9 protein-coding genes and 1 tRNA gene are annotated in these 13418 nt (G+C 60.0%); 7 read left to right on the top strand and 3 right to left on the bottom strand.

Translation table 11 applies throughout. The features are described 5' to 3' along the window. Positions 1–7: 7 nt before the first annotated feature. Complete coding sequence (locus CVE41_RS01480) at positions 8–601, top strand: FMN-dependent NADH-azoreductase (RefSeq protein ID WP_100259080.1); 594 nt, start codon at positions 8–10, stop codon at positions 599–601. Here the strand turns inward: CVE41_RS01480 and CVE41_RS01485 are convergent, their stop codons facing one another. The 3 genes from CVE41_RS01485 to CVE41_RS01495 form a co-directional block, all read right to left on the bottom strand. Continuing rightward, positions 602–1945 (bottom strand): MFS transporter, encoded by a 1344-nt coding sequence (locus CVE41_RS01485; protein ID WP_100259081.1) that lies wholly within the window; start codon positions 1943–1945, stop codon positions 602–604. It lies immediately after the preceding gene. Positions 1946–2053: 108 nt separating this feature from the next. Beyond that, complete coding sequence (locus CVE41_RS01490) at positions 2054–4114, bottom strand: NAD(+) synthase (RefSeq protein WP_100261314.1); 2061 nt, start codon at positions 4112–4114, stop codon at positions 2054–2056. A gap of 269 nt (positions 4115–4383) precedes the next feature. Further along, complete coding sequence (locus CVE41_RS01495) at positions 4384–5388, bottom strand: DNA topoisomerase IB (protein WP_100261315.1); 1005 nt, start codon at positions 5386–5388, stop codon at positions 4384–4386. Between the two features lie 91 nt (positions 5389–5479). On the opposite strand from CVE41_RS01495, the gene yghU reads away from it, so the two are divergent. The 6 genes from yghU to CVE41_RS01525 all read left to right on the top strand — a co-directional run bounded on the left by yghU (position 5480) and on the right by CVE41_RS01525 (position 13402). Then, a complete protein-coding gene (gene yghU, locus CVE41_RS01500; protein ID WP_100259082.1) occupies positions 5480–6331 on the top strand; it encodes a glutathione-dependent disulfide-bond oxidoreductase in 852 nt (283 codons plus the stop codon). 48 nt (positions 6332–6379) lie between these two features. Next, positions 6380–6454, top strand: a tRNA-Gln gene (locus CVE41_RS01505). A 117-nt stretch (positions 6455–6571) separates the two neighbouring features. Beyond that, positions 6572–7357 (top strand): enoyl-CoA hydratase-related protein, encoded by a 786-nt coding sequence (locus CVE41_RS01510; protein WP_100259083.1) that lies wholly within the window; start codon positions 6572–6574, stop codon positions 7355–7357. Positions 7358–7646: 289 nt separating this feature from the next. After that, on the top strand, positions 7647–10706 hold the full coding sequence (locus tag CVE41_RS01515; protein ID WP_198507689.1) for a TonB-dependent receptor domain-containing protein: 3060 nt from the start codon (positions 7647–7649) through the stop codon (positions 10704–10706). A 117-nt stretch (positions 10707–10823) separates the two neighbouring features. After that, the gene (locus CVE41_RS01520) at positions 10824–11612 is read left to right on the top strand and encodes a hypothetical protein (protein ID WP_100259085.1); all 789 of its coding nucleotides are present in this window, start codon (positions 10824–10826) and stop codon (positions 11610–11612) included. Beyond that, positions 11609–13402: a tetratricopeptide repeat-containing sulfotransferase family protein gene (locus CVE41_RS01525; RefSeq protein WP_100259086.1), complete on the top strand. Its 1794-nt coding sequence runs from the start codon at positions 11609–11611 to the stop codon at positions 13400–13402. Before CVE41_RS01520 ends, CVE41_RS01525 begins: the two co-directional genes overlap by 4 nt. Positions 13403–13418 lie beyond the last annotated feature (16 nt).

The raw sequence follows: 13418 nt of genomic DNA on the forward strand, positions 1-13418 counted from the left end.
CAGACACATGAACACCATCCTTCACATCACCGCCAGCATTCGTGACGGCGAAAGCGTATCGCGCAGCCTTGGCAGCAAGCTTGTCGAGAAGCTGTCGGCCAAGCAGGACACGAAGGTTATCATTCGTGACCTCGCCAAGAACGACATCCCCTTCATCGACGCAGAGCGTTTTGCCGCGAACCTTTCCCCCTATGCCGAGCGTTCGCCCGAGCAGCATGAACTGGCAAAGGTGGCCGACGAGTTGATCGAGGAGCTGAAAGGCGCCGACACCATCGTCTTCAGCGTCCCCGTCTACAATTTTTCCGTGCCCGCCACTGTCAAGGCATGGGCTGACCTCGTTGCCCGCGCCGGGACGACATTCCAGTACACTGCCAACGGCCCCGAAGGTCTCCTGACCGGCAAGAAGGCGTACATCGCGATCGCGTCGGGTGGCACGCCGATCGGCAGCGAAATGGACTTCATGAGCCCGTGGCTGAAGTTCTTCCTCGGCTTCCTCGGCATCAACGATATCGAAATGGTCGCCGCCGACGGGATCATGGGTGAAGGCGGCGAAGAGAAAATCGCCGAAGCCCACGAAGAGGCCGCACGCCTCGCCGCCTGATCACGCCGGCTTATGAGCCGCCATTATCTCGCGCCGCTTCTGAATCTCGTAATATTCGGGGCGGCGCGGGTATTTGGCCGTCAGCAGCAGCAACAGTGCGATCGACAAGCCTGCACCCACGACGATGAAGATCGAAGGCAGGCCGCCCAGGGCGTCCGTTTTGCCCAGCATGAATGCCCCGAACGAAATCCCGAAATTCGAAACCGCCATGTAGATCGTGAATTGCGTTGCCGCGACCGTAGGATCGCACAGACGCATCGAGATCGGCAGGAGTGCGACCGTGATCAGCATATCGAGCGGGATCCAGAAATAGACGAACGCCATGAAGACGGCCGAGTTGCTCCAGTGCTCGACCCCTGTGTACATGATCATGCACATCGCAATGCCGGATGCGACCCACATGATGCCGATCCGCTTGGCACCGTACTTGTCGCCAAGCCAACCACCCAGCGTCATGCACAAGACCCCGGCCAGCAAACCGGCCGTTGCGGTAAGGCTGGATATTTCGGACGTGTCCCAGCCCACGTAATTGGCTCCGATCAAGGGGGTGGCTCCGGCAAAGCTGCCGTACAGGACGCCGCGTCCGAACAGGCAGGGCAGCCATAGGAGGCTCGAGGATTTTCTCATCGAATTGAAAGTGGATTTCAGGATAGGCCACCAGGCATCGAGCTGGATCTTGAGATTTCTTTCGTGTGCCTGCCCACTGCTCCAGGGCATCGACCTCTCACCGACGCGCTCCTTGAAAGAGGCGATGTAGGCACACAGCGCAAGGATAAGAGCAGCAACTATCAGGAATGCGGTCGGCGCGCCGAAGTCTTCTATCACGAAGCCGCAGATGGCCGTGGCAGCGGCAATGCCGATCGCCTGACCACCAAACATCATGCCCGACCCTCGAGCGCGTTCGTCCTCGGTCATAATATCGACCGCGAGGCCATCGACCGCCACATCCTGGAAGGTCGTTGCCAAATTCAAAGCAAAGCCGATCGCTCCCAGTATCGCAACGTCGGTTACGGAGGGGTCGATAGCGGCCGCAATCACCAGGCAAGCGATCATGACCAGCTGAGCGCCGAGGATCCATGCCCGACGGCGTCCCATGGGCAGGAACGTATACCGATCCATGATGAAACCATTGACCAGCTTCAGCGACCACGGGAGCGCAGTCAGCGCGGCCACAGAGCCGACGTCGGCCGCTGGCGCTCCGTTTACTGCCATCCACGCTGGTACCGCGAACCAGAACAGCCCGATCGGCATGCCTTGCCCGACGTAAAGAATGAAAAGGGTGAATAGCCGCAAGCGCTGGCTGTTTTCGAGGATCAAAGAATTTTCGGACGCGGCAGATGCCATTGCGAAGCCCCCATAAGCATGAGTGATGGCTGGCTTTTCGCCTATGGCCGATCGCGTCCCTTCGATCCGAATGACGGTTGCTGCCCTATTGCAACCGATGTCGCAAGATCAGCCGGGCACGTTTCGCTTCAAATCTTCGAGCCACAGATCCGCTACGGCATCGCTGGGTGCACGCCAGTCGCCGCGGGGAGACAGAGCGCCACCGGCGCTGACCTTGGGCCCATTGGGCATGGCGCTGCGCTTGAACTGGCTGAAACCGAAAAAGCGTTTCACGAAATTTTCCAGCCATTTGGCGATGGTGGCGAGGTCGTATTCGTTCTTGGCCTCTTCGGGAAAATCGATCGGCCATTGCCCAGCCTCCGCGTCCTTCCATGCGTGCCATGCAAGGAACGCGACATGGCTCGGGCTTTGTCCCCAGCGAATAACGTGGTGCAGGAAAAAATCGTTCAGTTCGTAAGGGCCGATGATCGATTGGGTGCTCTGGATCGTGCCATCCTCTCCCGCAGGAACCAGTTCGGGGCTGATCTCGGTGTCGAGAATATCCAGAAGCACCTCGTCGACATGATCGTCGAACTGGTGCGTCGTGGTGGTCCAGCGAATGAGATACTGGATCAGCGTTTTGGGAACGCCGGAATTCACACCGTAATGGCTCATCTGGTCGCCCACGCCGTACGTGCACCAGCCAAGCGCCAGCTCCGACAGGTCACCGGTCCCGATTACCCAGCCGCCATGCTGCCCCGACAAACGGAAGAGATAGTCCGTCCGCAGACCGGCCTGAACATTCTCGAAGGTGGTGTCGTAAACCGGATGTCCGTCGGCAAAGGCGTGTCCGATATTTTCGAGCATCATGGTGGCGGTCGGCTTGATGTCGATTTCTTCCGCCGTGATGCCAAACGCCTTCATAAGCTTCCAGGCATTGGACTTGGTCCCCTCCGACGTTGCAAAGCCGGGCATTGTGTAGCCGCGGATATCGGTCCGGGGCCGACCCAACCGGTCCATCGCCTTTGCGGCGACCAGCAAGGCATGGGTGCTGTCGAGTCCACCCGAGATGCCGATGACAAGGCACTTGGGACGCGTTGCTTCGATCCGGCGCATCAGGGCATCGACCTGGATATTGAAAGCCTCGTAGCAATCCTCGTCCAGCTTCTCCTGCCGGTTCGGGACGAAGGGGAAACGGCGTATCGGGCGAACCAGCCCTCTGTCCATTGGCGTTGCGCCGTGCTCGAACCCGACCTTGCGGTACCAGTCTTCAGGCCGTCCCGCTGCATCCGCTGCGTCGCCCCAGGTCTGCATCCGCATGCGCTCCGCAAGGATGCGGCGCGTGTCGACATCCGTGACGCACAATTCGGGTTCATGATCGAAACGCACGCTTTCGATCAGCAGGTCGCCAAGCTCGTAGATCATGCCCTGCCCGTCCCAGGAAAGGTCGGTGGTGCTTTCGCCATAGCCGCTGGCGGAATAGGCATAGGCGCAGACGTAACGTGAAGAACTGGCGCGCGTGAGCATGTGCCGCTCGTCCGACTTGCCGATCGTGATGTTGGATGCGGACAGGTTGAGCAGGATCGTGGCACCGGCCAGGGCTGCAAGCGTGCCGGGCGGGTTGGGCGACCAGAAATCCTCGCAAATCTCGATCCCGAAGGTGAAACCGGCGAGGTCTTGCGCGTCGAATATGATGTCCGTCCCGAACGGCACGGTTTCGCCCAGCACATCGATGTCTAGCCCGACACAATCGCGGCCATGGCTGAACCAGCGTTTTTCGTAGAATTCGCGATAATTCGGGAGGTAGCTTTTAGGCACCACACCGAGGATACGCCCCTTGGCGATGGTGATGGCGCAATTGTAGATCCGCCCGTTCCGCCGCAGCGGGGCGCCGATGACAAGCACCGGTGTCAGCGTGCGCGACCGCTCGAGAATTTCGGAAAGATGCCGTTCGACCGCTTCCAGAAGGGCGGTCTGCAAATGCAGGTCGTCGAGCGCGTAGGAGGACAGGCTCAGTTCCGGGTAGAGCAGGAGATCGACGCCCTGTTCATGCGCCTTCTCCGCCTGCTCGATTATGCCTTGGGCATTATAGGCGATGTCCGCGGTGCGCACCTTCGGCGTGGCGGTTGCGACGCGCACGAACCCGTGGGTGTGCAGATCGAAAAAGGGATGCGTGTCGCCGCTGGCCATGGGTCGCGTTTCTTTCTGTTGGTTTTCGGCAGGCTCGATCCAGTCCGCAGGCTCGCAAATGCCGAGTTCGGAGAGGGTCCGCTGGGCCTGTGCGCGGGCGATACGGCCCTTGCTTTCCCAGCCGAACACAGTCTGCGTCTTGAAGCCGTGACGGGACGCAAACTCTTCTGCCGACAGGGGAGGTTTTTGAGCCTGCCGCCACGCTTTGAGTTTCTGCCCTGCTTTATGCATTGCTTGCGATTATCCCGAAAAGATAATTCGCGCAAGGATCAAGCCGCGGCAAGTAGTTCCGCAACGTCGGGGGCATCCTGCAATAGTTCCAGAAGCGCGCGTTCGTCCCGCGTCAGCCACTGAGTGGCGCGAGGCAGCTTCAGCGAAGCCCGCCATTCTTCCTGACGATCGACCAGATCGATCACGGCGGGATGGATGTAGCTCTTGCGGGTCACAGCGGGTGTGTTGCCGAGCTTTTGCGCAACGCAATCGAGCAATTCCTTGATCGGTAGCCTTCCCTCGCCTTCACGCAGGCACTCGAATGCCAGCACGCTCGCGTGCCAGGTGCGAAAATTCTTCGCCGTGAACCGTTCACCCATTGCCTCTTCGAGATAGGCATTCACGTCGCTCGAACCGACCGGATTCACCTCGCCGTCCTCGTCGACGTATTTGAAGACATTCTGGCCGGGCAAATCCTGCATCTTGCGCACCAGCCGGGCCAGGCTGCCGTCGGTCAGGGTGATTTCTCGCTGCTGGCCAGACTTGCCGCGATAGCTCAGCCGCAGGGTCTTCCCCGTGACTTCCGCATGTCGTCGCCTCAGCGTCGTGGCTCCAAAACTCTTGTTGCGTTCGGCGTACCCCTCATTGCCTACGCGAACCGCTCCGAGATCGAGCAGACGCACCACGCTGGCTACGGCACGCTCGCGCGTCAGCTTGCGGCCACGCAAATCTTCTTCGACCCGTTTGCGCACAAGCGGGAGCAGCGCGCCGAATGCAATACACGCATCGAACTTCTCGCCTTCGCGTGCGGCGCGAAAATCCGGATGATAACGGTATTGCTTGCGTCCCTTGGCATCGATGCCGGTTGCAAGGATATGCCCGTTAGGTGCCGGGCAGAACCAGGCGTCGCTATATGCAGGCGGCAAGGCAACCGCGTTTAGCCGTTCCTTCTCCTTGGGGTCGCGGATGAGTTCGCCCTTCGGATCGTAATACGCCCAACCCTTGCCCGCGCCCTTGCGGGTGATGCCTGGCAGGCTGTCGTCTACATAGATGAGCTTCGTCATGGCGAAGGGAAGAACCGTGGCAGCCCCGTAGCGGTTCCCCACCTTGCGACGAATGGAACGGTGGACTAGCCCGACCAGCAAGGAGATTTATATGGCCGATGCGACCTACACCCCGCCCGCAGTCTGGACCCACGACGCCGAGAACGGCGGCCGTTTCGCCAGCATCAACGCCCCGACCGCAGGTGCGCGCGAGGAAAAGGATCTGCCCGTTGGAGAGCACGACTTCCAGCTCTACTCGCTAGCCACGCCGAACGGGGTGAAAGCGACCGTAATGCTGGAAGAACTGCTGGAGGCCGGACATTCGGGCGCAGAATACGATGCCTATACCGTCAACATAGGGGACGGCGTGCAGTTCACGAGTGGCTTTGTCGACGTAAACCCCAACAGCAAGATCCCCGCGCTGCTCGATCGCAGCGGCGACACACCCGTTCGCATTTTCGAAAGCGGCGCGATCCTTATGCACCTGGCGGAAAAGTTCGGGGCATTCCTGCCGACCGACCACACTCGCGCAGAGGTGCTCAGCTGGCTATTCTGGCAGATCGGCAGCGCGCCGTTCATCGGTGGCGGCTTCGGCCATTTCTACGCCTATGCGCCCGAGAAATTCGAATACCCTATCAACCGCTACGCCATGGAAACCAAGCGCCTGTTCGATGTCGCCGACAAACGGCTCGCGGACAGCGAGTACCTGAGCGGCAAGGATTACACGGTCGCCGACATTGCGGCCTGGCCGTGGATGGCACCTTTTGTCGAAGGCACGATCTACAACGAGGCCAGGACCTTCCTTTCGATCCACGAGTACGAGAACGTGGCGCGGTGGGCCAAGCAGATCGCCGAACGCCCCGCGGTCAAGCGCGGCAGGATCGTCAACAAGGCATGGGGCGATGAAGACACGCAATTGCTTGAGCGCCACTCGGCAGCCGATTTTGAAGGCAAGAAGCTCTAATCCCCCCTTCACATTGACGGCGGGCGCGCTATAGGAGCGCCCGCCTGCTGGGGTGTAGCCAAGTGGTAAGGCACCGGTTTTTGGTACCGGCATTCGCAGGTTCGATCCCTGCCACCCCAGCCACTCTCTTCATATTCTCCCGCTCCCGATCCTCGTGCGCGCACCCGCGTGAACTAGGTTGCAATCGCGCACCCTTTTGACCAAACGGGTCACACACAAGGGACAGGAGAAAGAGGACCCATGAGCGATTTCGAAATGATCAAGGCCGAACGCGACGGGCCCGTTCTTACCATCACGCTCAACCGCCCGGACCGCCTCAATGCCTGTCCGCCACAGATGGCAGACGAAATCTTCACCGCCATCCGCGACATCGGCAATGCCCGTGCAGTCCTTATGCGCGGAGAAGGTCGTGCCTTTTGTTCTGGCGCCGACCTTGCGGCGAATGCGGAGATGTCCGTCAGCGGCGGCGATCGCGCGTTTGCCTCGCTCAGCCGGCATTATAATCCGATGGTGCAGGCACTCGCCGGGCTTCCTGTGCCGGTTGTTTCGATGGTTCAGGGCCCTGCAGCCGGTGTCGGCTGCTCGATAGCCCTGGCGGCGGACTTCGTACTGGCAGGAAAGAGCGGCTATTTCCTTCAGGCTTTCGTCAATATCGGCTTGGTGCCCGACGGCGGTTCCAGCTGGATGCTGCCTCGCCTGATCGGCACTGCCCAAGCCACCCGCATGATGATGCTTGGCGAGAAAATCCACGGCGAAGAAGCCGAACGGATCGGGCTGATCTACAAATGCGTTGAAGACGAGGTTCTGGAAAGCGAGGCAACCGCTCTTGTCCAGAAGCTTGCAAACGGCCCGACCGTGGCGCTCGGCCAAATGAAGCGCACGTTGCGGGATGGCCTGCAGGCAGATTTCCCCGCGACGCTGGCAGCAGAAGCCAACGGGCAACGGATCGCGGGCAGCACTCAGGACGCCGTCGAAGGTGCCATGGCTTTCCTCCAGAAGCGCAAAGCTGAATTCAAAGGCAGCTGATCGACCCCATCCTTGTGGCGTAAAGTCCACAAGGCCTAAGGAAAATGGGCAAAAGCCAAGCTCGTTGATTGTCTTCCAACCGATCTTCAGCAGAAGTGCGTGCAGTTACGCCTGCGCTGCCTACCCGGGCGGTGCAATCTTTGGGAATCGCTAACGCCGGAAAAATCCGGTTTGCTTAGGGGGTTTTGAACATATAAATACTCGCATTTACGGTGCGACGCCGAAGGCTACGCGCCTGCTGGCAGGCTCCGGCCTGGCGGCACTCGCCGTGACCCTGGCTTCGCCGGCCGTGGCCCAGGACGCTGACGCACAGGAAGACGAAGAAGTCGTAATCCTGGAAGAAGGTCAGGAAGTCCCCGAGGGTACGACCATCCTCGTTACGGGTTCGCGTATCCGTCGCAGCGAAGCGACCAGCTCTTCGCCCCTCCAGATCATCGATCCCGACATCGCGCGCCGCACCGGCGCGACCGACGTCGCCGAGATCGTCCAAAACTCGCCGATTGCGAACGGCTCTTCGCAGATCACTTCGGCAATCTCGGCCAACTCCGTTTCGAACGGTGGTCAGGGTGCTGAAACGGTCTCGCTTCGCGGCCTCGGTGCTGAACGTACCCTCGTTCTCCTCAACTCGCGTCGTGCAGGCCCGGCCGGTACGCGCGGCGGCGTCTCCTCGTTCGACCTCAACGTCCTCCCTTCCTCGATCATCCAGTCGGTGGAAATCCTGAAGGACGGCGCATCGTCGATCTACGGTTCGGACGCTGTGGCCGGGGTGGTCAACCTGCTGACCAAGCGCTCGACCGACGGTCTCGAACTCGACGGTTCGGTCACCCTGCCGTTCGAAAGCGGCGGCGAAATCTACCAGGTCTCTGCTGCCTGGGGTAAGGAATTCGACCGCGGCCACATCATGTTCGCCGGTGAATACTATCGCCAGGAAGAACTCGAGCGTCAGGATCGCGACTATCTCGGTTGCGACTACGACTACCTGTTCCGCACCGAAGACGGTGACGAGCGCGTCGACCTGATCGATCCGCGTACGGGCGATCTCGCCTGTAGCAGCACGACTTGGGGTCACGTTTGGGCATATTACGCCAGCAATGTCCCGCAGACGAACGCGCCGTCTACGCTCATGCAGTTCAGCTACGGCAACGACAATCTGGGTCAGTACCTTGCTCGTCCAGGACCGATCACCGGTGATTTCGACATCTCGTCGCCCGACGGCTGGTATCCGGTCTCGAAGTGGGATCCGATTTCTCAGGGCCTGACGAACGGCTACCACCCGTTCGAACAGAAGTCGTCCGTCATCCCCGAGACCGAGCGTTATACCGCTTACGTCGAAGGGTCGTTCGACATCACCGACACAATTCGCCTTTACGGTGAAGGTCTCTTCAACCAGCGTCGCACCTACGTGGACAGCTACAGCCAGTTCTACAACTTCGGCTACACGCAGCAGTATGACGAAGGCGATCCGGACGATCCGTTCCCGGGCTGGAACGGCAACTTCCAGTTCCTGTCGCCGACCGGTATCCTGGATAATTACGACAACGAGATCACCGTCGATTATTACCGCGGTGTTCTCGGCCTGACGGGCGATATCAGCGACCGTATCGGTTTCGACATCCACGGTCAGTACAGCCGTTCGGATGGTGATTACGCAATTGACCAGATCCTGCAGGACGTTATCGACCAGCAGACCAACCGCGCCTTCGGTGCAGGTTGTGCGGGTCTCGTTACGCCGATCAGCAATCGCCAGTGCCTCCAGGTCAACTGGGTCGACCCGCGCATCATGGCCGGTGATTTCACCGCCGAAGAAGAAGCCTACTTCACGGAAACGGAAGTCGGTAATACCCTGTATGAACAGGTCTTCGTAGAAGCTTCGGTTTCGGGCCAGGTGTTCGAACTGCCCGCAGGCTGGCTCGGTTTCGCAGCCGGTGCCGTCTACCGCCGTGACGACATCAACGACCTTCCGGGTCACATCACCTATGCTCCGAACCCCGATTTCGATCCGACGCTGTCGGAAGACGATCCGGATTACGAGCGTCCGTTCGTCGACAATGGCTTCGCCAACCCGTTCTCGTCCGGCAACACCGTCGGCTATCGTGAAACGACCGAAGCCTTCGCCGAAATCGAAGTTCCGCTCTTGCGCGACCGTCCGCTGGTACAGGACCTCGTCCTGTCGGCGTCGGCTCGTATTACGAACGTCAATTCGGTTCGTGGCACCGACGGTTTCTCGGACAAGGATAACGGCAACGTTACCTACAAGCTGATGGGCAACTGGCAGGTCAACGACTGGCTGCGCTTCCGTGCTACCTACGGCACGTCTTACCGCGCTCCGGCATTGTTCGAACTGTTCCTGGCCGACCAGGTCAGCGGCGCTCGCCAGACGGTCGACCCTTGCGTTAACTGGGGCCAGAACCTCGCCGAAGGTGCGATTACGCAACGTATCGCAGACAACTGCGCGTCCGAAGGTCTGGCTGATGACCGTACCGGTGCAGGTATCCAGGCCAGCGTCTTCACCTCCGGTGGTGTTGGCGTTCTGGAATCGGAATCGTCGCGGGCTATCACGGCCAGCACGATCCTGACGCCGTACATCGGTTCGAACAGCGACCTCGCCATCACCATCGATTACTTCGATATCAAGGTGAAGGACGAGATCGCACAGCTCACCGCAACGTCGATCCTCCGCAACTGCTACGATTCCGAAGATTTCCCGAACAGCCCGTTCTGTGATCTCTTCGAACGTGGACAGGACGGTGACCCGACCAACATCCGCAACATTTTCCGCAAGTTCATCAACGTCGATGAACAGCTGAACCGCGGTATCGACTTCACTGTCCGTGCAAGCCACGATTTCGGTGAAGCAGGTCGTGTCCAGCTGCTTGCTCAGGCAACTTATCAGCTGGAAGATACGGTCTCACGTCTGGGCGAGTTCGAAGACTTCAACGGTGAAGTCGGCGATCCCAAGTTCACGGCGGACATCAACCTCAGCTATGACTACAAGGGCTGGGGCCTGCTCTACGGCCTCGACATCGTCGGTGCATCGTCGAGTGAAGAAGACTACATCGAAGACTTCGGCAACCTCTGCCGTAGCCCCGAGACCAGCGAATTCGCTGAATTCGTGTACCTCGGCACGTACTGTGTGCGTCCGACCACGGAAGCTGTCTTCTACCACAACCTCTCGCTGACGAAGGAATTCGCGGATCGTTTCGAAATCACCGCCGGTGTTTCGAACATCTTCGATACGCGTCCGCCCGAAGTGTCCGGCATCACCACCATCGGTGGCGCTTCGCCGTTCGTTTCGCAGTACGACTGGCTCGGCCGTCGTGTGTTCGTTCGCGCAGGCATCAACTTCTAAGCGTTTCGCTTAGCCAAGGATCGGGGGCGGTGCCGGGAGGCATCGCCCCTTTTCTTTTGCGCGGCCAAAATCTTCGCCAGCCTTGCACTTTGCGCCTGCACCCTAAATCCGACTGGCATGCAAACCATTCACGTCAAGCCGGACAATCTGGACGAACGGAATGCGGAATTTCCGCAGACGCCGCTCGATAAGCCGGTATTCTTGAACAGCCTTCCGAAGTCCGGCAGCCACTTGCTGCGCAACATCATCCGCATGTTCGTACCGGTGGAACACCAGTACAACGCGGACTTCATCCAGTTCGCCAATCTCAAGCGCCACGTGGCAGCCTTTGACGGCCCGCCTGCCAAGCTGAGCTGGGGACACTTGTTTTTCGCCGATATCTCGGCGGCGACCACCGGCGGGGCACGTCGCATCCTGTTGGTCCGCGATCCTTACGACTGGGTTCTCGCCATGGCCCGCTTCATGCTGTCGGACGAATTCTCCGGCGATCTCGACATCCTCAAGAGGGCACCACTGACGGCCGAAGAACTGATGAATGTCGTGATCTTCGGCCTTCCACGACAGAGCCCCGGCCTTCACGAGACGTTCCTCTTCAACGCGGTCGCATGGCTGGGCACGGGCGAATACCTCGTCCGGTTCGAGGAACTGCGCGATGCGGTGAAGAACCTCGATAGCGATGAAAGCGAAACCTATTTCGCCAAGCTTCTCGAGGCCTGCGGCATTGCCATGCCCGACGATTGGCGCGAGCGGGTGCGCATCGGTGCCGATCCGGAACAGAGCGGTACTGCCCGCCAGAACCTGACCATGCGCGGCGTCACTATTCCCGACACGCTCCCCCAGGCACAGCGCGATATCGTCGATCTTGTATCGCCGCGCCTTCGCCCGATCCTGGGCTACGCGGAATGAGCGGCGGCCGGCCTGTCGAAACCGTCGGTGGTTCGCTCGACGAAGCCCTCGCCCACGGCGCTGCCTTGCTACAGTCCGATCCCTCGCTCGCACTGAAACAGGCGCAAGTCATCTTGCGCAAGGACGGGCGCGAGCCCCGGGCGCTCCGTCTTGCCGCAGCTGCCCACCGCGCGAGAGGCGAAGCCGATCTTGCGGCAAAGGCGGAGCTTCTCGCAATCGACGAGGCCCGCCGTTATCCGTTGCTGGCCCAGGCTGCCAAAGCCCTAAACGACGGCGATTTTCCTGCGGCGAGCGAACTATCCGCAAAGCATCTCAAGGATTTTCCAGGCGACCTTGCCGCGATAGTGCTTTCGGCAGAAAGCGCGCTGGGCATCGGACTGCACGACAAGGCGATCCCCATGTTGAAAATGGTGCTCGATCGTGCTCCGCGCTTTGCCCATGCCAGCGTACTGCTGGTCAACGGCTTGATGCTTTCCGACCAGTTGGCCGAGGCACGCCGGGTGATGAAACCGCTCATTGCTGCGGCTCCGGACGACATAGGCCTCCTGACGCTTCAAAATCGCCTACTGAATGCCGCCGGAGATTTCGAAGGCTGCGTGAAGGTGACGCAGGACCTGATCGACCTCAGGCCCAAAACGCCGGATTTCCGCGCCGATCATGCCGACGCGCTGCGCTTCGTCGGACGGAGCGACGACGCGAAGGACGCCTATCGCAAGGCGCTCGAACTCGATCCCGATCACGCGCGCTCGTGGTGGAGCCTGGCCGACCTCGCTCCCGAGACGCTGTCTGACGCCGATATCGCGTTTCTGTCGGAACGGCTCGCGGCTGGCAGCTTCAAAGGGGAACAAGAGGTCAATTTCCACTTTGCCCTCGCCCTGGGGCATCACGCCCGGAAGAATTTCGACGAAGCCTTCGCTCATTTCGAAGCGGGCAATCGGATCCGTCAGCAAGCCGAGCCATTCGACGCCGATGAATTCGCGCATTTGATGCAGCGGCATCTCGACCACGCAGCGTCAATCGGATCGGTTTCGACCAGCGCAGACGAGAAGACCTCTCCCCTCCCCCTGTTTATTGTCGGGATGCCACGTGCGGGATCGACCCTGCTCGAACGTATGCTTGCCCAGCACGACGCAATCGAACCTCTGGGAGAGCTTCAGATCGTGTCCCACATGGTTCAGAGAATGATGCTGACGCAAGGTCGCGACGCGCTACCGGACACGGTGGCCGGCCTCAACGAAACGGCGCTTGGCTCGATGGGAACATGGTACCGAAACCGGGCCCGCGAGATGATGCGCAGCAAGGCCGGTATCGTCATCGACAAGATGCATATGAACTGGCGGCACCTGCCATTGATCCTGCGCATGCTGCCAGAGGCAAAAATTATCGACATCCGGCGCGATCCTAAGGATTGCTGCTGGTCGAACTATCGCACGCTTTTCGCGCGTGGCCACGCGGCTTCCAGCGAGATGGAAGGCATTGCCCGTTTCTATCGCACCTACGCGAATTTCACCGATAGCCTTCGCGAGCTTTTTCCCGACAGGATCAAGCTGGTCGAATATGAGAGCCTTGTCGATCATCCACAGGAAGTGCTGCTCGAAGTATCTGAGTTTCTCGGCGTTTCGTATTACGAGGCCATGCTCGCCTTCCACCAATCGTCAGACGCGGTGGCAACGGCCAGCTCCGAACAGGTGCGCAAGCCTTTGAACCGCAAGGGGATCGGGGCATGGAAGGATTACGAAGCGCACCTTGGCCCCCTCTCCGAAGCCCTTGGCGAGCTGGCCACAAGCTGAGACAGCGGGAAGCGCA

It is taken from the genome of Qipengyuania seohaensis, from assembly GCF_002795865.1.
GTDB classification, from domain to species: domain Bacteria; phylum Pseudomonadota; class Alphaproteobacteria; order Sphingomonadales; family Sphingomonadaceae; genus Qipengyuania; species Qipengyuania seohaensis.